The organism is Xanthomonas sp. F1 (assembly GCF_014199855.1).
The window spans coordinates 153958-178401 of the sequence record NZ_JACHOK010000004.1 but is presented as its reverse complement, the minus strand read 5'-3'; the positions used below and the strand labels follow the sequence as shown (position 1 = coordinate 178401).

General features: G+C 68.3%; 16 protein-coding genes. 13 read left to right on the top strand and 3 right to left on the bottom strand.

From position 1 onward, the window contains the following. Positions 1–42 precede the first annotated feature (42 nt). The 12 genes from GGR71_RS11490 to GGR71_RS11435 all read left to right on the top strand — a co-directional run bounded on the left by GGR71_RS11490 (position 43) and on the right by GGR71_RS11435 (position 17519). A complete protein-coding gene (locus GGR71_RS11490; protein ID WP_237474290.1) occupies positions 43–498 on the top strand; it encodes a hypothetical protein in 456 nt (151 codons plus the stop codon). After that, entirely contained in the window at positions 495–2702 is a 2208-nt protein-coding gene (locus GGR71_RS11485; RefSeq protein WP_160958680.1) for a methyl-accepting chemotaxis protein, read from the top strand. Before GGR71_RS11490 ends, GGR71_RS11485 begins: the two co-directional genes overlap by 4 nt. A 60-nt stretch (positions 2703–2762) precedes the next feature. Beyond that, positions 2763–3545, top strand: a complete 783-nt coding sequence (locus tag GGR71_RS11480; RefSeq protein ID WP_160958677.1) for a flagellar brake protein — start codon at positions 2763–2765, stop codon at positions 3543–3545. 124 nt (positions 3546–3669) lie between these two features. Beyond that, a complete protein-coding gene (locus tag GGR71_RS11475; RefSeq protein ID WP_160958675.1) occupies positions 3670–4164 on the top strand; it encodes a chemotaxis protein CheW in 495 nt (164 codons plus the stop codon). A 179-nt stretch (positions 4165–4343) separates the two neighbouring features. Then, a complete protein-coding gene (locus GGR71_RS11470; RefSeq protein ID WP_026143867.1) occupies positions 4344–4724 on the top strand; it encodes a hypothetical protein in 381 nt (126 codons plus the stop codon). 102 nt (positions 4725–4826) lie between these two features. After that, positions 4827–7211 carry a methyl-accepting chemotaxis protein gene (locus GGR71_RS11465; RefSeq protein WP_160958673.1) on the top strand — a complete coding sequence of 795 codons (2385 nt, stop codon included), beginning with the start codon at positions 4827–4829 and terminating at the stop codon, positions 7209–7211. Positions 7212–7378: 167 nt separating this feature from the next. After that, the gene (locus GGR71_RS11460; RefSeq protein WP_160958670.1) at positions 7379–9601 is read left to right on the top strand and encodes a methyl-accepting chemotaxis protein; all 2223 of its coding nucleotides are present in this window, start codon (positions 7379–7381) and stop codon (positions 9599–9601) included. Between the two features lie 439 nt (positions 9602–10040). Further along, the gene (locus GGR71_RS11455) at positions 10041–12284 is read left to right on the top strand and encodes a methyl-accepting chemotaxis protein (RefSeq protein WP_160958668.1); all 2244 of its coding nucleotides are present in this window, start codon (positions 10041–10043) and stop codon (positions 12282–12284) included. Positions 12285–12381: 97 nt separating this feature from the next. Then, entirely contained in the window at positions 12382–13248 is an 867-nt protein-coding gene (locus GGR71_RS11450; RefSeq protein WP_017917563.1) for a CheR family methyltransferase, read from the top strand. Beyond that, complete coding sequence (gene cheD / locus GGR71_RS11445) at positions 13245–13847, top strand: chemoreceptor glutamine deamidase CheD (RefSeq protein ID WP_160958665.1); 603 nt, start codon at positions 13245–13247, stop codon at positions 13845–13847. Before GGR71_RS11450 ends, cheD begins: the two co-directional genes overlap by 4 nt. Beyond that, the gene (locus GGR71_RS11440; protein WP_160958663.1) at positions 13844–14917 is read left to right on the top strand and encodes a protein-glutamate methylesterase/protein-glutamine glutaminase; all 1074 of its coding nucleotides are present in this window, start codon (positions 13844–13846) and stop codon (positions 14915–14917) included. The genes cheD and GGR71_RS11440 overlap by 4 nt, the downstream gene beginning before the upstream one ends. Positions 14918–14921: 4 nt before the next feature. After that, the gene (locus tag GGR71_RS11435) at positions 14922–17519 is read left to right on the top strand and encodes a bifunctional diguanylate cyclase/phosphodiesterase (protein WP_160958660.1); all 2598 of its coding nucleotides are present in this window, start codon (positions 14922–14924) and stop codon (positions 17517–17519) included. A 132-nt stretch (positions 17520–17651) separates the two neighbouring features. On the opposite strand, the gene acnB is transcribed toward GGR71_RS11435, so the two are convergent. The 3 genes from acnB to GGR71_RS11420 are packed head-to-tail and all read right to left on the bottom strand — an operon-like array spanning position 17652 to position 20969. Continuing rightward, entirely contained in the window at positions 17652–20243 is a 2592-nt protein-coding gene (gene acnB, locus GGR71_RS11430; protein ID WP_160958658.1) for a bifunctional aconitate hydratase 2/2-methylisocitrate dehydratase, read from the bottom strand. 52 nt (positions 20244–20295) lie between these two features. Continuing rightward, the gene (locus GGR71_RS11425; RefSeq protein ID WP_017908728.1) at positions 20296–20703 is read right to left on the bottom strand and encodes a type II toxin-antitoxin system VapC family toxin; all 408 of its coding nucleotides are present in this window, start codon (positions 20701–20703) and stop codon (positions 20296–20298) included. After that, positions 20700–20969 (bottom strand): AbrB/MazE/SpoVT family DNA-binding domain-containing protein, encoded by a 270-nt coding sequence (locus tag GGR71_RS11420; protein ID WP_160958655.1) that lies wholly within the window; start codon positions 20967–20969, stop codon positions 20700–20702. The genes GGR71_RS11425 and GGR71_RS11420 overlap by 4 nt, the downstream gene beginning before the upstream one ends. A 149-nt stretch (positions 20970–21118) precedes the next feature. On the opposite strand from GGR71_RS11420, the gene acnA reads away from it, so the two are divergent. Beyond that, complete coding sequence (gene acnA, locus GGR71_RS11415) at positions 21119–23878, top strand: aconitate hydratase AcnA (protein WP_160958653.1); 2760 nt, start codon at positions 21119–21121, stop codon at positions 23876–23878. Positions 23879–24444 lie beyond the last annotated feature (566 nt).

The window sequence follows — 24444 nt, the reverse complement described above, 5'->3', positions numbered from 1 at the left end:
GCACGTCCCACCGAACCCGATCGATCGCGACACGTCCGGCGCTTGCCGCTGGGCCTGTTGCTGCTGGCGATATGGAGCATCTGGGCGGGCGCCCAACTGGTGGCGCTCGCTGCCCCGCCCCCGGCCGACAGCGCCGACGCCATCCGTGCGCGCCTGCTGGCGTTCGCGCCCGCCGCCGCCAGCGCCGGCCAGGCCGTCGTGTTTCGCCTGCGCGTGGCCGGCTGCGCGTGCGCCGCACCGGCAGCGGCGCCGCTGCCGGGTATTCGCAGCGTCGACCTGCGCGATCGTCCGGCGCCGCCGGCCCTGCCCTACGCGCTGATCGTCTTCGATGCGCAGGCCCGCCTCATCTATGCCGGCCCGGCGCAACTGAGCGGATGCGGCACCTCCATCGCCGCCGCCGCGCTGATCCCGCGACTGCTCGCCAGCGACGACGCGGCGCCGTTGATCTCTCCCGCCCAGTGCGGATGTCCCACCGACTCCAAGGAATCCCTCGCATGAGCGCGTCGCCTCACCAAGGCAGTTTTCTCATCGGCAACGAGCGCTACGTCTACCTGCAGAAACTGGCGGCACAGGCCGACCGCCTGTTCGTGGCGGTGGCCGTCCTGGCCACCGTCGCCAGCCTGGCCGCCGCCTGGCATCAGGGCACGTGGACGTTGTGGCTGACGGTCAGCCTGCCGACCTTGGCGGTCATCGCCCTGCAGGTGAAGCTGTATCCGGGCAGCCTGCTCAGCCGCTGCACCGTGGCGTTGGGCCTGATGGTGCTGGCGGCCGCCCTGATCCAGCAGGCCGGCGGCATGATCGAGGTGCACTTCGGGGTCATCCTGCTGATCGCGTTGCTGCTGTACTACCGCGACTGGCGCCCGATCATGGTCGCCGCCGCGGCGATCGCCGTGCATCACGTGCTGTTCTTCTGGCTGCAGCATCGCGGCCTGCCGGTGCGCGTGTTCACCGCCGACGCCGGGCTCGGCATCCTCGCGATCCATGCGCTGTACGTGGCGGTGGAAGCGGCGATCCTGGTGCCGATGGCGGTGCAGATGCGCCGGCAACTGCTGGACGTAGGCCACGATCCGCACGACCTGGCGCAGGCCGCACGCGCCATCGCCCAGCAGCAGCCGCTGCCGGCTACGATCCGTGCGCTCGACCTGCCGCAAGGTTCCATCGCCCACACCCTGGTCGCAGCCAACACGCAACTGCTGAGCAGCCGCGAGCAGGACAGCGAGGCCCAGCGCGAGAACCTGCGTATCCGCAGCGCGCTGGACGACGTCACCACCAACGTGATGATCGCCGACGCCGAGCGCCGCATCGTCTACGTCAACCGTCCGCTGCTGCAGATGCTCGGCGACGTGCAGGAGGACCTGCGCCGCGACCTGCCGCAGTTCGATGCCAGCGACCTGCTGGGCAAGACCATCGACGTGTTCCATCGCCATCCCGAGCACCAGGCGCGCATGCTCGCCGAGCTCAAGGGCACCTATCGCGCGCAGATCCGCGTCGGCGGCCACACCATGCGCCTGATCGTCAACCCGGTCACCGACGCCGCCGGCAACCGCCTGGGCTTCGTGGTGGAATGGGCCGACCGCACCGACGAGGTGGCGGTGGAAGAGGAGATCGCCGGCATCGTGCGCGGCGCGGTCGCCGGCGACCTCGGCGGGCGCATCCGCCTGGACGGCAAGCACGGCTTCCTGCTGCAACTGGGCGAACAGATCAATGCCATGCTCGCCGCCGGCGCGTCCGGCCTGGGCCATATCCAGCAGATGCTGCGCGCGCTGGCCGAAGGCGACCTGTCGCGGCGCATCGACGCCGACCTGCAGGGCGTGTACGCGAACATGAAGGACGATGCCAACGCCACCGCCGAGCAGTTGTCGGCGATCGTGCGGCAGATCCAGGGCGCCTCCGATGCGATCAACACCGCGGCCGGCGAGATCGCCGCCGGCAACGACGACCTGTCGCGCCGCACCGAACAACAGGCCGCCAGCCTGGAAGAGACCGCGGCCTCGATGGAGGAGCTGACCTCCACCGTGAAGCAGAACGCCGAGCATGCGCACCAGGCCAACCAGCTGGCGGTCGGCGCGGCGGCGGTCGCCTCGCAGGGCGGCAGCGTGGTCGGCCAGGTGGTCACCACCATGAGCGGCATCGCGGCGTCGTCGAAGAAGATCGCCGACATCATCAGTGTCATCGACGGCATCGCCTTCCAGACCAACATCCTGGCGCTCAACGCCGCGGTGGAAGCCGCGCGGGCCGGCGAACAGGGCCGCGGCTTCGCCGTCGTGGCCAGCGAGGTGCGCACCCTCGCCCAGCGCTCCTCGACCGCCGCCAAGGAGATCAAGGACCTGATCGACGACTCGGTCGGCCGCGTCGCCCAGGGCTCGGCCCTGGTCGAACAGGCCGGCACCACCATGCAGGAGATCGTGGCCTCGGTGCAGCGGGTGACCGACATCATGCGCGAGATCTCCTCGGCCTCGCAGGAGCAGTCGGCCGGCATCGAGCAGGTCAACCAGACCGTCACCCAGATGGACGAGGCCACCCAGCAGAATGCCGCCCTGGTCGAGGAAGCCAGCGCCAACGCACGTTCGATGGAACACGAGGCGGGCGAACTGGCACGGGCCGTGGCATCCTTCACCCTGGAGCGGCGCCCGCCGTCGGGCGCCTCCGCCAGCGGCGGCAACGTCCATCCGGTCTACAAAAAAGCCCAGCTCAGCCGATAGCATGCGTGGGGCGGTCCGATGCGGTGCCGCCCCACCCACTTCCCGTACGCACTGTCCACCATGGCCGAAGGCACTCCCAGCGACTCCCCCGTCCCGTCTTCGCCGGAAGAAGAGGTGGAGGACGACCGTTTCCTGCTGACCAAGCCACGACAGATCCGCCAGCTGCTGCAGTCGCTGATCCAGCAGCGTTCGCAGGTCAGCGCGCACGTGGGCGGCCGCGACCAGGCCTTCTCCACCGCGCTGCTGGAACTGGACGAGGACAGCGTGCTGCTGGACCTGAGCGTCAACGAGGCTTCCAACCGCGCCGCCGAACAGGCCGAGTACCTGCTGTGCTTCGCCCAGTTGGAAAAAGTCCGGGTGCGTTTCCGCATCGAACGCCCCGAACGCACCGAACACGACGGCCAGGCAGGCTTCCGCGCACCGTTGCCGGAATCGCTGTACTACCTGCAGCGGCGCGAGCATTTCCGCCTGGAGACCCCGATCACCGACTCGCCGCTGTGCGTGCTGCGCATCGACGACGACGCCGGCCAGGTCGAACTGAAGCTGCGCGTGCTGGACATCAGCGGCGGCGGCCTGGCGGTGGCGCTGGTGCACGGCCAGCCATTGCCGAAGCTGCAGGAGAGCTACCCCAACTGCGTGCTGCAGTTGCCCGACGCCGATGCCATCCGGCTGACCCTGCAGGTCTGCAACATGTACGTCTCCAAGCTCGCCAACGGCCAGGACACGCTGCGGGTAGGCATGCGCTTCCTGGACCTGCCGCGCGGCGCCGATGCGGCGATCCAGCGCTACGTGTTCCGCATCGAACGCCAGCGCAGCGCCCGCAAGAGCGGCGTGCTGTCCTGAACGCCGCAAGCGGCCAGACCGATCGGCGCACTAAAGTTCGGCGGCCCCGCGCCGATCTAGCATCAGAGTCGCGCTTTCGCACTTCCGCCACCACCCGCAATCCCGTGCGCACCAGGAGCACACGATGAACGACAAGACCACCTCCACCTCCGGCGCCACCGGCGGCGAATTCCTCAGCTTCACCCTCGGCGAAGAGCACTACGGCGTGGATATCCTCAAGGTGCAGGAAATCCGCGGCTACGACTCGGTCACCCGGGTTCCCGATGCTCCCGAGTACATCAAGGGCGTGATCAACCTGCGCGGCACCATCGTGCCGGTGATCGACCTGCGCCTGAAGCTGCGCCTGAAGGAAGCGCGCTACGACGCCTTCACCGTGATGATCGTGCTCAACGTCGAGGACCGCGTGGTCGGCATCGTCGTGGACAGCGTCTCCGACGTGATCCCCTTGAACGAAGAGCAGATCCGCCCGACCCCCGAGTTCGGCGCCGCGGTGGATACCCGCTTCATCTCCGGCATCGGTACCCAGGACGACAAGATGCTGATCCTGCTGGACATCGAGACCCTGCTGGACAGCGCCGAGTTCGGCCAGCAGCACGCCCACGTCGACGAAGCCGCCTGACCTCGCGGCCGCGGCGGCCGCCCTGCGTAGACGAACCCGCCTCACGGCGGGTTTTTTATTTGAAATGCGAACTGTTTATCACTTGCACGAATCAAGTTCGCCGATTTCTTGCCGATAGCTGAAGAGTGGCTGGCATCACACAGCCCTCACTTCATCCCCCGTCCTCAAGGAGTCGTTCCATGAAACCGAGCTTTCCCATGCTGCTGGTCCTGCTGCTCGCCGCCAGCCCCAGCACCTTCGCCCAGTCCCAGCAGATGATCCCGCCGGAGATGGCCACCCGTTTCGTCGGCAAGGACGGCATGGTCTGCGGCAAGGTCGAGAAAGCCAAGTACGCGCAGAATTCCGAAGGCGAGCCGACCTTCCTGTACATGGGCGGCATGTTCCCGCGCCACACCTTCTCCGCCCGCATCGCCGGCGCCGACCGCAGCAAGTTCGGCTTCGCGCCGGAGACGCTGGAAGGCAAGGACGTGTGCGTGATCGGCAAGATCGAGCGCGACAGCTCGCGTGCCGAAATCCAGGTCAGCGCGCCGTCCAGCCTGAAGCTGGCGACCATCAAGTAAGCCTTTGCGCCGCCGTGCTGGGCCCGTACAGACGGTCCGGCGCGGCGGCGTTTGCCGTTTTTTGCTTCTTGTCGCCCTCCTCCGAATTTACGGGAACCGCTCATGCAGTGGATAAAAGATCTCAAGGTGATGCCCAAGCTGATGCTGGCATTCGGCGTCGTGCTGGCGTTGATGCTGATCCAGGGCGTGGCCGCCTATCGCGGACTGAACTCGCTTAATGGCGTGACCAGCAATGTCTCTGGTCAAGTGGTACCGAGCGTGCGCACCGGCGGCGAGATGCGCGGCATCCTGGGCGAGTACCGCAATGCGGCCTACCAGAGCCTGATCCGCAGCAGCGACGCGCTGAAGAAGGAATCGGCGGCACGCGCGGTCGCGCTGAAGAAGCAGATGGACCAGATCCTGGCCAAGTATCCGCCCAAGATCGGCAGCCCGCAGGAAAAGACCATCTACGACCGCCTGGTCGCGGACTGGAAGAAGGCCAGCGCCTCCTACCAGTCTGTCGACGAGATGCTGCAGCTCGACCTGCACGACGACGCCATCGACACCTTCACCGGCGAGACCCGCACCCTGCACAACAAGGTGGTGGACGACGTCGTCGCCCTCATCGCCGAGAACGACCGCCAGGCCAAGGTCGCGGCCGACGCCGCCAGCGGCACCTACGGCAAGGCGTCCGCGACCCTGCTGGTCTGCCTGCTGATCGGCTTCGGCGCGGCGATCGGCATGGCCTTCCTGTTCGGGCGGATGCTGGCCAACAGTGTGCGCGATGCGGTCAAGGTCGCCAGCGACGTCGCCGGCGGCAAGCTCGACGGGCATATCGATGCCAACGGCAAGGACGAGATCGGCGAACTGATGCAGGCGCTCAAGCGCATGCAGCAGGACCTGCGCGGGCGCATCGAGCGCGACGCTGCGGTCGCCTCCGAGAACCTGCGCATCCGCACCGCGCTGGACAATTCCTCGATCGGCATGTTCATCGTCGACCTGGACTACAACATCGTCTACGCCAACCCGTCGATGCAGGGCCTCACCGACAAGTACGCCGAGCAGATCCATTCGGTCGCGCCGGCCTTCGATTCGAGCCTGCCGCTGGTCGGCTCCCCGGTGACGGTGCTGGAGTACGGCAACCAGCACGATCCCAAGACCCTCTCGGAGCTGGAGAAGAAGGGCGTGATGGGACGCGAGATGGTCTACGCCGACGCGCGCATCGCCCAGACCATCACCGCCATCCGCGACCAGCACGGCACCCATATCGGCTTCGTCTGCGAATCGCGCGACCGCACCCTGGAAGCGCAGGTCGAGCAGGAAGTGGCCAAGATCGTGCGCGAAGCCGCCGCCGGCGACCTCAGCGGGCGCGTCGGCCTGGACGGCAAGCACGGCTTCTTCCTGCAGCTGGCGCAGCAGCTCAACGGCCTGCTACAGGCCAACGGCGACAGCATCGGCGAAGTGTCCAAGCTGCTGACCGCGCTGTCGCAGGGCGACCTGACCGCGCGCATGCACGGCGATTTCCAGGGTGTGTTCGCGACCATGCGCGACGACGCCAACGCCACCGCCGAACAGCTGGCGGCCATCGTCGGCCGCATCCAGCAAGCGGCGAACGCGATCAATGCCGCCGCCGGCGAGATCGCCGCCGGCAACGACGACCTGTCGCGCCGCACCGAGCAGCAGGCCGCCAACCTGGAAGAGACCGCCGCCTCGATGGAGGAACTGACCTCCACCGTGCGCCAGAACGCCGAACATGCACGCCAGGCCAACCAGCTGGCCGCCGGCGCGGCGACGGTCGCCTCGCAGGGCGGCGACGTGGTCGGCAAGGTGGTCGAGACCATGAGCGGCATCGAGGCGTCCTCCAAGAAGATCGGCGACATCATCAGCGTCATCGACGGCATCGCCTTCCAGACCAACATCCTGGCGCTCAACGCCGCGGTGGAAGCGGCGCGTGCCGGCGAACAGGGCCGTGGCTTCGCCGTGGTCGCCAGCGAAGTACGCACCCTCGCCCAGCGCTCGGCCAACGCCGCCAAGGAGATCAAGGGCCTGATCGATGCCTCGGTGGGCCAGGTGGCCAACGGCTCGACCCTGGTCCGCCAGGCCGGCCAGACCATGACCGAGATCGTCGCCTCGGTGCAGCGCGTCACCGACATCATGGGCGAGATCGCCGCCGCCTCGCAGGAGCAGTCCGCCGGCATCGAGCAGGTCAACCAGACCGTCACCCAGATGGACGAGACCACCCAGCAGAACGCAGCGCTGGTGGAAGAAGCCACCGCGGCGGCGCGCTCGATGGAAGAGCAGGCCGGCCAGCTGATCGAGTCGGTGTCGATCTTCCGTGTCGAGCAGTCGGTCCAGGCCCCGGTCGTGCATGCACCGCATGTCGTGGCCGCGCCGAAGTCGGCACCGGTGGCGAAGAAGCCTGCGGCCGTCGCCTCCGCCAAGCCGGCGGCGGTACGCGCCCGCAAGGTCGAGCCGGCGCTGGCCGATTCGGACTGGCAGGAATTCTGAGACCGGCCGGAGCTGTCGCTGTACCCCCCATCCCCGGCCTTCGCGCCGGGGATTTTTTTGATGGCCACGTCGGCGCGCGGATTGTCTACGAATCGGTCGCGTCGCGCGCTCAATTTCATCGTTGCCGGGGCCGTTAAACCCCTGGGAACCTTCCAAGGAACTGGTCGATGTCGTCTCGCTCGTTGCTCACCCGCCTCTCGGATCTGCCGCTACGCCGCAAGTTCCTGTGGCAGACCGTCTTGCTCGGCGCCGGTATCGTCCTGCTGGCGGTGATCGCCGCGCGGATGCAGTACCTGGATATCCGCAATACGCGCGAGCAGGCGCTGAAGAGCCAGATCGAGCTGGCGCTGGGCGTGGTGCGCGCCTATGCGGCCGAGGTGGACAAGGGCAGCATGCCGCTGGCCGAGGCGCAGCGCACCGCCCTGCGCACCCTAGAGTCGATGCGCGCCCGCGACGGCGTGGACTACTTCTACGTGCACGACCTGCATCCGACCATGCTGATGCACCCCACCCGCCACGACCTGATCGGCAAGGACATCGGCCAGGTGCTCAGCGCCGACGGCAAGCCGATCTTCCGCGAGTTCGTGAAGGTGGCCGAGGCCGGCGGGGGCTATGTCGACTACCTGTGGCCCAAGCCCGGCACCGAGAAGCCGGTGGAGAAGGTCTCCTACAATGCCGCGTTCGCGCCCTGGCATTGGGTGATCGGCACCGGCGTCTACATGGACGACGTGCAGGCGCAGGCGCTGATCTTCACCGGGGTGATGGCGCTGGCCGGCGGCGTCCTGGTACTGCTCACCTTCGGTATCAACTGGTTGATCGGCAGCTCGGTGCTGCGCCCGGTGTCGCGCAGCCTGGAGGCGATCCGCGCGGTGTCGCGTGGCGATCTCAGCGTGCGCATCGACAACCCCGGCCGCGACGAGACCGGCGAGATGCTGCGCGCCACCGGCGAGATGATCCGGATGCTGGAACGCTTCTCCAGCGAGACCGCACGGATGGCCGTGCTGCACGCCGACAAGGACATGTCCCACCGCATGCCAGAGGATTTCCCCGGCGTCTACGGCGACCTGGCGGCCAGCATCAACCGCATGATGTTCGAACACCTCGATGCCATCGTCGACGCCATCGCCGTGCTCAACGAGTACGCCAACGGCGACCTGCGCCGCGATGCGCGGCGTCTGCCCGGCAGTCGCGCGGTATTGCATGAATCGATGGATGCAGCCAAGGCCAGCCTGCTGGCGATCAATACCGAGATCAAGCGCCTGGCCGCGGCGGCGGCAGCCGGTGATTTCAGCGCGCGTGGCGATGCCGAGCGCTTCCAGCACGACTTCCGGCTGATGGTGCAGGACCTCAACGCGATGATGGAGGTCAGCGACCGCAACCTGGGCAAGCTGTCGACGCTGCTGCAGGCCATCGCCGCCGGCGACCTGAGCGCGCGCATGGAAGGCGACTTCCACGGCGTGTTCGCGCGGATGCGCGCCGATGCCAACACCACCGCCGACCAGCTCGCCGACATCGTCGGCCGCATCCAGGCCGCGGCGCGCAGCATCCACGGCGCCACCACCGAACTGGCCAGCGGCAACGAGGACCTGTCGCGCCGCACCGAGCAGCAGGCGGCCAACCTGGAAGAAACCGCCGCCTCGATGGAGGAGCTGACCTCCACGGTCAAGCAGAACGCCGAGCACGCGCGCCAGGCCAATCAACTGGCGGTCGGCGCGGCCTCGGTGGCCTCGCAGGGCGGCGATGTGGTCGGCAGGGTGGTCGAGACCATGAGCGGCATCGAGGCCTCGTCGAAGAAGATCGCCGACATCATCAGCGTCATCGATGGCATCGCCTTCCAGACCAACATCCTGGCCTTGAATGCGGCGGTGGAAGCCGCCCGCGCCGGCGAACAGGGCCGCGGCTTCGCCGTGGTCGCCACCGAAGTGCGCACCCTGGCGCAGCGCTCGGCCAACGCCGCCAAGGAGATCAAGACGCTGATCGACGACTCGGTCGGCCGCGTGAGCGAAGGCTCGGCGCTGGTCGACCAGGCCGGCCGGACCATGAGCGAGATCGTGAGCTCGGTGCAGCGCGTGACCGACATCATCGGCGAGATCGCCGCGGCATCGCGGGAGCAGTCGATGGGCATCGAGCAGGTCAGCACCACCGTGGCGCAGATGGACCAGGCGATCCAGCAGAACGTCGCGGTGGTCGAGGAAGCCAGCGCCTCGGCGCGTGCGCTGGAAGAGCAAGGTCGCCGGCTCGGCGAGGCGGCAGCGGTGTTCCGGCTGGATCCGGTGTCGACCGGGGCGAACGGCGCGGCGGCGCACGCGCCTGCCGCGCGGCCTCGGAGCGCGGCGCAACCGGCCCCGCTGCGGCTGGTCCGCACGGCCCCGACCATCGGGGCCGATTGAGCGGCCATACCAGTGCGATAGAAACAATCAGGCATCGCACGGCGACTTGCGCCCCGTCACGGTTCAAGCAATCGCTGCGCAAGTCGATATCAGGATCACGCCCCGTGACCCGCGGATGACACCGCCGGGTCCCGACCGCGACCGTTCTGGGAGCACGTGATGCCTTGCTGTCCACATCCACCCTCGTCCAGCGGCGTGCCGCCGCACCGAGCCGCCGCGTGTGCGCAGGTCCAGCGCGCTATCCCGCGCCCGCTCGTTGGCGTCGCCGGCGCGCGCCACCTGCCATCCCGGCGGCGGCGCGTTCGCGCGGGCATCGCGCGTGGTGGCCTCGACCGGCAGCGCGCCTGCGCCCCACCTTCGCCTCGCTACGCCTCCGCCGGCTGACGCCGCGGCCGCCCTCGTCCCGCTCTTCCACCTTGCTACCGCACATGGAACGCCCATGAACGTGCTCTCGCATCTGAAAATCCGCGACAAGCTGATCTGCGCCTTCGTCGTGACCACCCTGCTGACGCTGGTGCTGGGCGCGTTCACCTATTCCCGCACCAACCTGTCGATCGCCGAACTCCAGCACATCGAGCGCGACTGGGTGCCGGCGACCCAGGCGCTGTCCGAGGTGCGTGCGCAATTGGGCGAATTCCGTACCTACGAACTGGCGCAACTGGCACGCGCCGACGATCCCAAGGCCCAGGCCGACTACTTCACGCGCATGCAGAAGGTGCGCAGCGAGGTGGCGAAGAACCAGCAGGTCATCGCGGCGATGATGCGCGATCCCAAGCAGGTGCAGATGTACGCCGGCGTCCAGGAAACGCTGAAGGCCTATCTGCAGGCCAACACCGACATGGGCGCCGCCTTGCGTGCCGGCGACGTGGCGGCGGCGCAGACGATCTCCGATACCCGGTCGCGGGCGCTGCGACGGACCCTGTTCGAGCGCATCGTCGCACTGACCCAGTACAACGTCGCCGAACTGAACCGGGAGATGGATCTCGCCGACAGCCAGCTGGCCAATACCAAGACCCTGATCCTGGCGCTGCTCGGGCTGGCCGTGTTGTTCGCCGGCGTCACCGCCTGGTCGATCGCGCGCGGCATGGCCCGCCAGCTGCACGCGGCCAAGCGCCTGTCGCAGGCGGTGGCGCGCGGCGAACTGGACGGCGCCACCTACCCGCACGGCAAGGACGAGATCGGCGAACTGATGGACGACATGCTGGTCATGCGCTCGCGCATCCACGCGGTGATCCGCGCGCAGGACGAGATGGCGCAGCAGCACGCACGCGGCACCATCAGCTACCGCATCGACGAGAACGCCTTCCCCGGCGAGTACGGGCGCATGGTCAAGGGCACCAACGAGCTGGTCGCCTCGCACATCGCGGTGAAGATGCGGCTGCTGCAAATCATCCAGCGCTACGCGATCGGCGACCTGTCCGAGGACATGGACCGCCTGCCCGGCGAAAAGGCCGTGCTCACCGAGACCATGGACATGGCCAAGCAGAACCTGACCGCGATGAGCGAGCAGATCAAGCAACTGGCGGAGGCGGCCGCGGCCGGCGTGTTCGGCACCCGCGGCGACGCCGACCGCTTCCAGTATGGCTTCCGTGCCATGGTGCAGGACCTCAACGCGATGATGGGCGTCAGCGACCGCAATCTGGGCGAACTGTCGACGCTGCTGCAGGCCATCGCCGCCGGCGACCTCACCGCGCGCCTGCATGGCGAGTACCACGGCGTGTTCGCCACGCTGCGCGACGATGCCAACGCCACCGCCGCGCAACTGGCGGCCATCGTCGGCCGCATCCAGGCGGCCGCCGCCAACATCAATGTGGCCTCGACCGAGATCGCCGCCGGCAACGACGACCTGTCGCGCCGCACCGAACAGCAGGCCGCCAGCCTGGAGCGCACTGCCGCCTCGATGGAGGAGCTGACCTCCACGGTGAAGCAGAACGCCGAGCATGCGCGCCAGGCCAACCAGCTCGCCGCCGGCGCCGCCGCGGTCGCCTCGCAGGGCGGCGAGGTGGTCGGCCAGGTGGTCACCACCATGAACGGCATCGAGGCCTCTTCGAAGAAGATCGCCGACATCATCGGCGTGATCGATGGCATCGCCTTCCAGACCAACATCCTGGCGCTCAACGCCGCAGTGGAAGCCGCCCGGGCCGGCGAGCAAGGTCGCGGCTTCGCGGTGGTCGCCAGCGAGGTGCGTACCCTCGCCCAGCGCTCGGCCGGTGCCGCCAAGGAGATCAAGGAACTGATCGACGAGTCGGTCGGCCGTGTCGCCGAAGGCTCGGCGCTGGTCGACCAGGCCGGCCGCACCATGAGCGAGATCGTGACCTCGGTGCGGCGCGTCACCGACATCATGGGCGAGATCGCCGCCGCCTCGCAGGAGCAGTCCGCCGGTATCGAACAGGTCAACCGGACCGTGGTGCAGATGGACGAGAGCACCCAGCAGAACGCCGCGCTGGTCGAGGAAGCCACCGCCGCGGCGCGCTCGATGGAAGATCAGGCCGGACAGCTCGGCGCGGCCATCGCCGCGTTCAAGCTGGACACCTACCGCGGCGTGGCCGCCAACGCGCCGACCGCGCAGGCCGCTCCCGCCCCGGCTCGCAGCGGCGCCCGACCTGCGGCACGGCCGCGCCCGGTTGCCGCGGTCGCTGCAGCGGTTTCCAGCGCCAGCGAAGCCCAGTGGCAGGAGTTCTGAACAGGCACACCCTCGCCGGCGGCCGTCACTGAACGCCGGCTGTCAATTTCGGCCGGTCCCGGCCGATAACCCGATTGACCGACCATCGCTGCACACCATGGCCATCCAGACTCCCGCTTCGCCCTCCTCCGGTTCCGACAATCGCGACTTCGACTTCAGCGACCGCGATTTCAAGCGGGTCTGCGACCTCATCTATCAAAAGGCCGGCATCGCGCTGGCCCCGGCCAAGCGCGACATGGTCTACGGCCGGCTGTCGCGGCGCCTGCGTGTGCTGGGCCTGCGCTCGTTCCGTGACTACCTGGACTGGCTGGAGCGCGACGGCGGCGACGAATGGGAGGCGTTCACCAATGCGCTGACCACCAACCTGACCTCGTTCTTCCGCGAGCCGCACCATTTCGAGCGGCTGCGCGAGGAGTTGCAGAAGCATTCCGGCGCGGCGCCGCTGAAGATCTGGTCCTGCGCCTCGTCCACCGGCGAGGAGCCCTACTCGCTGGCGATCACCGCCTGCGAGGCGTTCGGCACGCTGACCCCGCCGGTGCGGATCCTGGCCACCGACGTCGACACCCAGGTGCTGGCCACCGCCTCGCGCGGCGTGTACGCGCTGGAGCGCGTGGCCAGCCTGGATCCCGCCCTCAAGCGCAAGTACTTCCAGCGCGGCAGCGGCGCCAACGAAGGCCAGTGCCGGGTGCTGCCCGCCCTGCGCGACCTGCTCGAGTTCCGCCAGCTCAACCTGCTGGAACCGCGCTACGACGTCGCCGGGCCGTACCTGGCGCTGTTCTGCCGCAACGTGATGATCTATTTCGACAAGCCCACCCAGCGCGGCATCCTGTCGCGGCTGATCCCGCACCTGGACGACGATGGCATGCTCTATACCGGCCATTCGGAGAACTATCTGCATGCGGCCGACCTGATCCAGCCCTGCGGCCGCACGCTGTACCGTCGGGCGCAAAAGGACCGCGCATGAGCCCCGCCGCCATGGCCCTGGACCAGGTGATGCGCTATCACGACACGCGCTTCCAGACGATCGCGGCCAAGCTGCTGCCGACCCAGTACCTGGTGGTGGACGACGACACCGCGCTGACCACCATCCTGGGCTCGTGCGTGGCTGCCTGCATCCGCGATCCGCTGCTGAAGATCGGCGGCATGAACCACTTCATGCTGCCCGACGGCCAGAGCGGCGACGGCGCGCCGGCGCGCTACGGCAGCTACGCGATGGAAGTGCTGATCAACGACCTGCTCAAGCGCGGCGCCGCCCGCAACCGCCTGGAAGCCAAGGTGTTCGGCGGCGGCAACGTGCTCAAGGGCTTCACCAACAACCCGGTCGGCACGCGCAACGCCGACTTCGTGCTGAACTACCTCAAGGCCGAGCAGATCCCGGTGGTGGCCGAGGATCTGCGCGGCATCCATCCGCGCAAGATCTGGTTCTTCCCCGGCACCGGCCGCGTGGTCGTGCAGCGCCTGCCGCACGCGCACGAGGAAGCGGAGATCGCCGCGGCCGAGTCGGCGGTGCGCGCCCGTCTGGCCAAAGCCCCTGTCACCGGTGCCGTGGAGTTGTTCGAATGAGCCTGGAAGCCCCTTGCCGTGTCCTGATCGTCGACGACTCCGCAGTCGTGCGGCAGATCCTTACCGAGATCCTGTCGGGCGCGCCCGGTGTGGAGGTGGTCGGCTCGGCCGCCGACCCGCTGCTGGCGCGCGAGAAGATCAAGCGCCTGAACCCGGACGTGATCACCCTGGACGTGGAAATGCCGCGCATGGACGGCCTGGCGTTCCTGGAAAACCTGATGCGGCTGCGGCCCACGCCGGTGGTGATGATTTCCTCGCTCACCGAGCGCGGCGCAGACACCACGCTGCAGGCGCTGTCGCTGGGCGCGGTCGACTTCGTCTCCAAGCCCAAGCTCGACGTGGCCCGCGGGTTGGAGGGATACGCCGAAGAGATCATCACCAAGGTCAAGAACGCGGCCAAGGCCAAGGTCCGTGCGCTGGATCGACCGGCGGTGCCGAAGCCGGTCGGCGCCACCGCCACGCCCGCCGCGGCGTCCTCGCTGAAGTTCCGCACCACCGACCGGCTGATCGCGATCGGCGCATCCGCCGGCGGCACCGAGGCACTGCGCGTGGTGCTGGAAGGCATGCCGGCCGACGCACCGGCCGTGGTGATGACCCAGCATCTGCCGGCCGGCTTCAGCACCGCCTTCGCCGACCGCCTCAACCGGCACTCGGCGATGGCCGTGCGCGAGGCCACCGAAGGCGAAGCGATCCTGCCCGGCCACGCCTACCTGCCGCCGGGCGGCAAGCACCTGCAGGTGATCCGCGACGGCGCGCGCTGGCGTTGCAAGATCGACGACGGCCCGCCGGTCAACCGGCACAAGCCGGCGGTGGACGTGCTGTTCCAGTCGGTGGCGCGCAACGCCGGCGCCAACGCCATCGGCGCGATCCTCACCGGCATGGGCGACGACGGCGCGCGCGGCCTGCTGGAAATGCTGCAGGCCGGCGCCAGCACCCTGGTCCAGGACGAGGCCACCAGCGTGGTCTGGGGCATGCCCGGCACCGCCTTCCGTCTGGGCGCGGCGCAGGAAGTGTTGCCGCTGGACAAGATCGCCGAGCGCCTGATCGCACTGTCCGTGCAGGCCCGCTGAGACCATGCCGGGTCGCCGCGCCACCACCTCGAGCGTCCCCAGCGACCCCAGTGTGGAAACGGCGCGTGCGGCCGCGGCCTGTTCCGAACTCGATCTGCTGCACTGCCTGCACTATGCCCCGCAAGGGGTGCTGGTGATCGATGCGAAGGCGCGCGTGGTCGCCTTCAATCACACCGCCGAAGCACTGTGGAACCGTCCGCGCGCCCAGGTGCTGGGCCATCCGCTCGGCGAGCTGGTCGACGCCGAGGTCCGCGCGGACTTCCTCGCCAGTTGCCTGCACCACGACGGCAGCGGCAGCTACGAACTGACGTTGCGCGATCCCGACGGGACGGCGCGCTGGCTGACGGTGAGCGCGGCACGCGTGCCGGAGAACACCAGTCAGCTGCAGGTACTGTTCGTCCGCGACGTCAGCGCCGAGCGCGCCCGCGATGCCAGGATGCGGCTGCTGTCGCTGGCGCTGGACTCCAGCGACAACGCGATCGTCGTCTGCGATCCGGAATTGAACATCCTCTACGTCAACGCCGGCTTCAGCCAGGCGTTCGGCTACACCGAGAGCGACGTGCTGGGACACCTGCCCAGCAACGTGCTGACCGGCCCCGGCACGGACCTGCAGACGGTGCAGCAGACCCGCGAACGCGTGCGCGCCGGCTTCGGCCACCAGACCGACATCCTGGCCTACCGCAAGGACGGCACCCCGCTGTGGGCCACCCTGGTGGCCACCCCCATTGCCGGCGAGGACGGCAGCCAACAGCACTACATCCTCTCGTTCACCGACATCACCCAGAGCAAGATGCACGAGGTGCTGCACAAGAACGTGCTGGATGCGCTGGTCCGCGAACAGCCGCTGGTCGAGGTCGCCACGCTGATCTGCAAGGAAGTCGAGCGCATCGCGCCGGAACTGATGGCTGCGATCGTCAGCGTCGACGGCAGCGGCTGCCTGCAGCCGCTAGCGGCGCCGAGCATGCCGGCGCGGTTCGGCGAGACGATGAGCAACATGCGCGCTGGACCACGTGCCGGCGCCCTCGCCACCTCGATCTGGCGCAGCAAGCAGGTGCTGGTGCTCGACCCGCGCACCGACCCACTGTTCACCGACTACATGGGGCTGGTGCAGCAGGTGCAGTTGGGCACCTGCGTGGCCACCCCGATCAAGTCCAGCAGCGGCCGCGTTCTCGGCAGCTTCGCGCTGTGCTACCGGCAGGTGCGCGAGCCGTTGGCCTGGCACATGCGACTGATCGAGCTCTGCGTGCATCTGTGCGCATTGGCGCTGGAACGCGAGCAGACCAGGGCACGCGTGCACCAACTGGCCTTCTACGACTCGCTCACCGGCCTGCCCAACCGGGTGATGTTCAGCGCCCGCGCCGAGCAGGCGCTCGCCGCCGCCGAGCATCAGGGCGCGCCGGTGGCGATCCTGTTCGTGGACATCGACCGCTTCAAGCGCGTCAACGAGACCCAGGGCCATGCCGCCGGCGACGGCCTGTTGCGCGACATCGCCCATCGCATCGGCGACACGCTGGGCGTGACCGACCTGGTCGGCCGCCAGGCGGGCGACGAGTTCGTGCTGATGCTGCCGAACTGCAGCGTCGCGCAGGCCGCCGGCGTCGCCGAGCGCCTGTTGCTGGCGCTGGCCGAGCCGCTGGTGGTGGGCCAGGTGACCCTGCACCCCAGCGCCAGCATCGGCGTGGCGATGTTCCCCGTGGATGGCAGCGACATCGAGACCTTGCTGCGCCATGCCGACCTGGCCATGTTCCGGGCCAAGCGCGAGGGCGGCGACAGCGTGTGCTACTTCAGTTCCGACATGAACCGGATGGCGCAGGAACGCGTGGCGATGGAGACCGCGCTGCGCGACGCCCTGCATCGCAACAAGCTGCAACTGCACTACCAGCCGCAACTGTACAGCCAGGCGCCACATGCGTTGTACGGCGTGGAAGCCCTGTTGCGCTGGGAGCATCCCAACCTCGGCGCGATCTCGCCAGCGCGGTTCGTGCCGATGGCCGAGGAATGCGGCCTGATCGACGAGCTCGGGCAGTGGGTCTTGCGCGAAGCCTGCCGGCAGATGGCCGACTGGCGCCTGCGCGGCATCCCGGTGCCGCGCGTGGCGGTGAACCTGTCGGCCAACAACTTCGCCGACCCGCAGTTGCCGGCGCGGGTGGAAGACCTGCTCGCCGCCGCCGGCCTGCAACCGGCCGACCTGGCCCTGGAGATGACCGAGAGCGTCATGCTCTCCAACACCAACGCTGTGCTGGCCAACCTGCGCCAGTTGCAGGCCGGCGGCGTCCTGCTGTCGCTGGACGACTTCGGTACCGGCTATTCCAGCCTCAGCCACCTGCACCAGTTGCCAGTCAACGAGCTCAAGCTGGACATGAGCTTCGTCAGCGACCTGGAGCACTGCCAGACCTCGCGCGCCCTGACCACCTCGGTGCTGCGCATCGGCGAGACCCTGGGCCTGCATACCGTCGCCGAAGGCGTGGAGACCGAGGCGCAACGCGCGTTCCTGGCGCGGCTGGGCTGCCGCGTGCTGCAGGGCTTCCTGTTCGCACCGGCGCTCACGCCGGCGGCGCTGGAGCACTGGCTGCAGGGGCGCGCGCCCGCGCCACCGGCGTGAGCGCGAGCAGAGGCAACCCACTGTGCCGTGAAGTACCGGCAGCCACCATGAAAAAAGCCCGGCAGTGCCGGGCTTTTTTCGTTGCGACATGCCGCATGGGCGGCACGTCGCATCAGCGCATCGCCGGGGCGATCAGGCGGCGACCGTGGCGGCCACGTCCTGGTAGTCCTGGATCTGATCGAAGTTCATGTAGCGGTAGATCTGCTCGCCACTGGTCTTGATCACGCCGACGTCGGCCATGTACTCGTCCTTGGTCGGGATCCGGCCCAGACGCGAGCAGATCGCCGCCAGCTCCGCCGAGCCCAGGTACACATTGGTGTTGCGGCCCAGGCGGTTGGGGAAGTTGCGGGTGGAGGTCGAGAACACCGTGGCGCCCTCGCGCGCCTGCGCCTGGTTGCCCATGCACAGCGAGCAGCCCGGCATTTCCATGCGCGCACCGGCGGCGCCGAAGGTGCCGTAGTGGCCTTCCTTGGTCAGCTCCGAGGCGTCCATCTTGGTCGGCGGCGCGACCCACAGGCGGGTCGGGATGTCGCGCTTGCCTTCCAGCAGCTTGGCCGCGGCACGGAAGTGGCCGATGTTGGTCATGCACGAGCCGATGAACACTTCGTCGATCGCCGCGCCGGCCACGTCGGACAGGGTCTTCACGTCGTCCGGGTCGTTCGGGCAGGCCACGATCGGCTCGTGGATGTCGGCCAGGTCGATCTCGATCACCGCGGCGTACTCGGCGTCGGCATCGGGCTCGAGCAGCTGCGGATCGGCCAGCCACTCCTCCATCTTCTTGATCCGCCGCGCCAGCGAACGCGCGTCGGCATAGCCTTCGGCGATCATCCACTTCAGCAGGGTGATGTTGCTGGTCAGGTACTCGACGATCGGCTCCTTGTTCAGGCGCACCGTGCAACCGGCGGCCGACCGCTCGGCAGAGGCGTCGGACAGCTCGAACGCCTGCTCCACCTTCAGCTCCGGCAGGCCTTCGATCTCCAGGATGCGGCCGGAGAAGATGTTCTTCTTGCCCTGCTTGGCCACGGTCAGCAGGCCCTGCTTGATCGCGTACAGCGGGATCGCATTGACCAGATCGCGCAGGGTCACGCCCGGCTGCATCTGCCCCTTGAAGCGCACCAGCACGCTCTCGGGCATGTCCAGCGGCATGACGCCGGTGGCGGCGGCGAAGGCGACCAGGCCGGAGCCGGCCGGGAACGAGATGCCGATCGGGAAGCGGGTGTGCGAGTCGCCGCCGGTGCCGACGGTGTCGGGCAGCAGCATGCGGTTGAGCCAGCTGTGGATCACGCCGTCGCCCGGACGCAGCGACACGCCGCCGCGGGTGGAGATGAACTCCGGCAGGGTGTGGTGGGTCTTGACGTCCACCGGCTTCGGGTACGCCGCGGTGTGGCAGAACGACTGCATCACCAGGTCGGCGGAGAAGCCGAGGCAGGCCAGGTCCTTCAACTCGTCGCGGGTCATCGGGCCGGTGGTGTCCTGCGAGCCCACCGAGGTCATCTTCGGTTCGCAGTAAGTGCCCGGGCGCATGCCCTGGCCTTCCGGCAAGCCACAGGCGCGGCCGACCATCTTCTGCGCCAGCGAGAAGCCCTTGCCGGTGTCCGGCGGGTCCATCGGCAGGCGGAACAGGGTCGAGGCCGGCAGGCCCAGGAATTCGCGCGCCTTGGCGGTGAGGCCGCGGCCGACGATCAGCGGGATGCGGCCGCCGGCGCGCACTTCGTCGAACAGCACGTCCGACTTCATCGCGAACTCGGCGATCACCTGCCCGTTCTTCAGCGCCTTGCCCTCGTACGGGCGCAGCTCGACCACGTCGCCGTGCTCCATCTGCGACACGTCCAGCTCGATCGGCAGCGCGCCGGCGTCTTCCATGGTGTTGTAGAAGATCGGCGCGATCTTCGAGCCCAGGCACACGCCGCCGAAGCGCTTGTTGGGGATGTACGGGATGTCCTCGCCGGTCCACCACAGCACCGAGTTGGTCGCCGACTTGCGCGAGGAACCGGTGCCGACCACGTCGCCGACGTAGGCGACCAGGTGGCCCTTGGCCTTGAGGTCGGCGATGGCCTGGATCGGACCGCGCTTGCCGTCCTCTTCCGGCTCGAACGGCGCGCCGTCGCGCTTGTTCTTGAGCATCGCCAACGCGTGCAGCGGGATGTCCGGGCGGGTGGTGGCGTCCGGCGCCGGCGACAGGTCGTCGGTGTTGGTCTCGCCCGGCACCTTGAACACGGTGATGGTCAGGCTCTGCGGCACTTCCGGCTTGCTGGTAAACCACTCGGCCTCGGCCCAGCTCTGCAGCACGGCCTTGGCGTGCGCGTTGCCGGCCTCGGCCTTTTCCTGCACGTCGTGGAAGGCGTCGAAGATCAGCAGCGTGTGCTTGAGGCCTTCGGCGGCGACCGCGCCCAGCTCGGCGTTGTCCAGCAGCTCGATCAGCGGATGGATGTTGTAGCCGCCGAGCATGGTGCCCAGCAGTTCGGTGGCGCGGGTGGGCGAGATCAGCGGGGTGGTCTCGCTGCCGAAGGCGACCGCGGCCAGGTACGAGGCCTTGACCTTGGCGGCGTCGTCGACGCCGGCGGGCACCCGGTGGCTCAGCAGTTCGACCAGGAACTGCTCCTCGCCGGCCGGCGGGTTCTTCAGCAGTTCGATGACCTGCGCGGTCTGCTGCGCGCTCAGCGGCAGCGGCGGGATTCCGAGCGCGGCGCGCTCTGCAACGTGGTGGCGATAGGCTTCCAACATGCGGGTTCTCCGGAAAAATACGGTGGGGATGTGCGGTAGCGGCGGCGCGGCGTCAGCCGGCAGGCTTGGGGACGATGATCTTCAGGCCCTTGAAGTAATCGCGGAAAAAACGGTCGTCGTGGGTGATCAGGCCATCGCATTGCAGCAGCGCATGCGCACCGATCAGGAAATCGGCCACCACCCGCTCGCGCTTGCCGCCACGGGCGCGGAAGCGGCGCTGCATCTCGCCGGCGCGCAAGGCCGACTTGGCCTCCAGCGCGCTGAAGCGGATGCTCATGTCCTCCAGCACCGACAAGGCCTCGGCGCCGTCGCGCAGCGCGCTGCAGACTTCGGCCAGGACGATGTCGCAGACCACCACCGGGCCGGTGCTCAGGCACTGGCGCAGGCAGGCTTCGGTGGCGTCGGCCTGCGGGCCGTCGGCCAGCAGGTCCACCAGCACGGACGAGTCGATGGCGATCATGCGCCGGCGTCGGGTTCGGGTTCGGGTTCGAACGGATCGCCCGGGGCACGGCCGCGGATCGCGCGCATCGCCTCGTCGGTGCTGGCGAAGCCATCGAGCTTGAAGCGGCCGCGGGCGCGCGAGATGGCATCGTCCACGCTCTTGCGCAGGATGATCCGGCCGCCGTCCAGTTCCACCTTCAGGATGGTGCCCTTGCTCAGGCCCAATGCATCGCGCACGGCCTTGGGCAAGGTGATCTGACCGCGCTCGGCGACAGTGGCTTCCATGGGACGGGCTCCACAAGGTATGCACGAATTTTACATACTTGAAGCGTCATACTCAAGCCCGCATACAGCGCCGGTCACACCTGCCATACACACTGAATCGGTCAGAATGACCGCAGTCCCTACAGCCGCGACGCCATAGGAGTTCCGTGATGAGCGATTCCTTTTCCACCCGCGCCTCGCTCGAGGTCAACGGCCAACGCTACGCCTACTACAGCCTGCCCAGGCTCGCCGAGCGCTTCGACATCGCCCGCCTGCCCTACTCGCTGAAAATCCTGCTGGAAAACCTGTTGCGCCACGAAGACGGCGGCGTGACCGTGGGCAAGGACCACATCGAGGCGGTGGCCAAGTGGGATCCGAAGGCCGAACCGGACACCGAGATCGCCTTCATGCCGGCGCGCGTGGTGCTGCAGGACTTCACCGGCGTGCCCTGCGTGGTCGACCTGGCAGCGATGCGCGATGCGGTGGTCAAGCTCGGCGGACGCCCGGAGCAGATCAACCCGTTGATTCCCTCGGAACTGGTGATCGACCATTCGGTGCAGGTGGACGTGTTCGGCAAGCCCGACGCGCTGGACCTCAACGGCAAGATCGAATTCCAGCGCAACAAGGAGCGCTACGGCTTCCTGCGCTGGGGCCAGAAGGCCTTCGACAACTTCAAGGTGGTGCCGCCAAACACCGGCATCGTGCACCAGGTCAACCTGGAACACCTGGCGCGGGTGGTGATGACCGGCGAGCGCGACGGCGAGGCGATCGCCTACCCGGACACCGTATTCGGCACCGACAGCCACACCACCATGATCAACGGCATCGGCGTCCTCGGCTGGGGCGTGGGCGGCATCGAAGCGGAAGCGGCGATGCTCGGCCAGCCCTCGTCGATGCTGATCCCCCACGTGGTGGGCTTCAAGCTCACCGGCAAGCTGCCCGAGGGCGCCACCGCCACCGACTTGGTGCTGACGGTGACGCAGATGCTGCGCAAGCACGGCGTGGTCGGCAAGTTCGTCGAGTTCTTCGGCGACGGCCTGCAACACCTGCCGCTGGCCGACCGCGCCACCATCGGCAACATGGCACCCGAGTACGGTGCCACCTGCGGCATCTTCCCGATCGACGCCGAATCGCTGACCTACCTGCGCCTGTCCGGGCGCAGCGAGGAGCAGATCGCACTGGTCGAGGCCTATGCCAAGGCGCAGGGCCTGTGGCACGACGCCGACAGCGCGCATGCCGAATACAGCGCTGTCCTGGAACTGGACATGGGCCAGGTCAAGCCCTCGCTGGCCGGCCCCAAGCGGCCGCAGGACCGCGTGCTGCTGGAAGACATGCAGCGCAACTTCCGCGACAGCCTGGTGCCGTTCGCCGATGCGCGCAGCAAGCGCCACAGCGACGCGAAACAGGAAGACCGGCTCAAGAACGAAGGCGGCGGCGGCACCGCGGTCGGCGCCCAGGCGGCGCAGGCGCAGAGCACCGAGGACAGCGGCGCCGGCTGGCGCCTGCGCGACGGCGCGGTGGTGATCGCCGCCATCACCTCCTGCACCAACACCTCCAACCCGGCAGTGATGCTCGGCGCCGGCCTGCTCGCGCGCAACGCCGTGGCCAAGGGCCTGAAGGCGCAGCCGTGGGTCAAGACCTCGCTTGGGCCGGGCTCGCTGGTGGTCACCGACTATCTGAAGAAGGCCGGGGTCATGGACGACCTGGAACAGCTCGGCTTCTACGTAGTCGGCTACGGCTGCACCACCTGCATCGGCAATTCCGGCCCGCTGCCGGAGGACGTGTCGGCGGCCATCGCCCAGGACGACCTGGTGGTGGCCTCGGTACTGTCGGGCAACCGCAACTTCGAAGGCCGCGTGCATCCGGAAGTGAAGATGAACTACCTGGCCTCCCCGCCGCTGGTAGTCGCCTACGCCATTGCCGGAACCACCGACATCGACCTGACCCGCGACCCGCTGGGCACCGGCAGCGACGGCCAACCCGTGTACCTGCGCGACATCTGGCCGAGCAACAAGGAGATCGGCGACACCATCGCCGCCACCGTCGGCCCGGAGATGTTCAAGCAGAACTACGCCGACGTGTTCAAGGGCGACAGCCGCTGGAACACCATCGCCTCGCCCGATGGCGAGCTGTACGCCTGGGACGGCGCCTCCACCTACATCAAGAACCCGCCCTACTTCGACGGCATGACCATGCAGGTCGGCCGCATCGACGACGTGCACGGTGCGCGCGTGCTGGGCCTGTTCGGCGACTCGATCACCACCGACCACATTTCCCCGGCCGGCAACATCAAGAAGGACTCGCCGGCAGGCCGCTTCCTGCAGGAACGCGGCGTGCAACCGGCCGACTTCAACAGCTACGGCAGCCGCCGCGGCAACGACGACGTGATGGTCCGCGGCACCTTCGCCAACATCCGCATCAAGAACCTGATGTTCGGCGGCGAGGAAGGCGGCAACACCCTGTATCACCCGCCCGGCGGCGGCCAGCCGGAAAAGCTGGCGATCTACGACGCGGCGATGAAGTACAAGGCCGACGGCGTGCCGCTGGTGGTCATCGGCGGCAAGGAGTACGGCACCGGCTCCTCGCGCGACTGGGCGGCCAAGGGCACCAACCTGCTCGGGGTCAAGGCGGTGATCGCCGAGAGCTTCGAACGCATCCACCGCTCCAACCTGGTGGGCATGGGTGTGCTGCCGCTGCAGTTCCTCGACGGCCAGAACGCGCAGAGCCTGGGCCTGGACGGCTCGGAAGTGTTCGAGATCACCGGCCTGCAGGACGGCGCCAGCAAGCGCGCCAAGGTCGTCGCGACCAAGACAGACGGCAGTGCGCAGTCCTTCGAGGTGGCGGTGATGCTGCTGACCCCGAAGGAAGTGGAGTATTTCCGCCATGGCGGCCTGCTGCAGTACGTGCTGCGGCAGTTGGCTGCACGCTGAGCGACCCTGCGCTTTCCGACAGCGGAAACCCGGCCCCCGCGCCAGCGCGGGGGCGCTGCGCCGGCGCGCGAACCAATGGTTCGCAAGCGTGCCGGCTCGCCCATCACGGCGGCCTGCTGCAGTAGTTGTTGCATCATCTGGCCGCACTCTGACCGACCTTGCGGCCTCCAATAGCGGAAGTCCGATCCTGTGCGGCGAGGCCGCCTGGTGCGGCAACGCAACAAAACAAAGATGTTTCGGCAAAGCCATCATCGACAACAGGAGCAAAGACTCCTGCTGTTGCTGTTGCTGTTGCATTTGCTCTTGCTCTGCCGGGTTCCCTTCCGAAGCGGCGGCCATCGCGGGGAAACACCCGAAGGGCGGCGCACAGGGATGTGCGCCGTCCGCGGCAGGGGCAGGGCTCGCCGGAAAAAGGCGAAGCACTGCTTCGCCCCGGCGGGCGGGCGGGCGCCGTGAGGCGACTGCCCCGGACTTGGCTGCGAAGCAGACAAGCCCCTTCCGCGGATCCCCGGGATGGACGCGGACCCGGAGCGCGGAGGGCGGAGGGCGGAGGGCGCGCAGGCAGG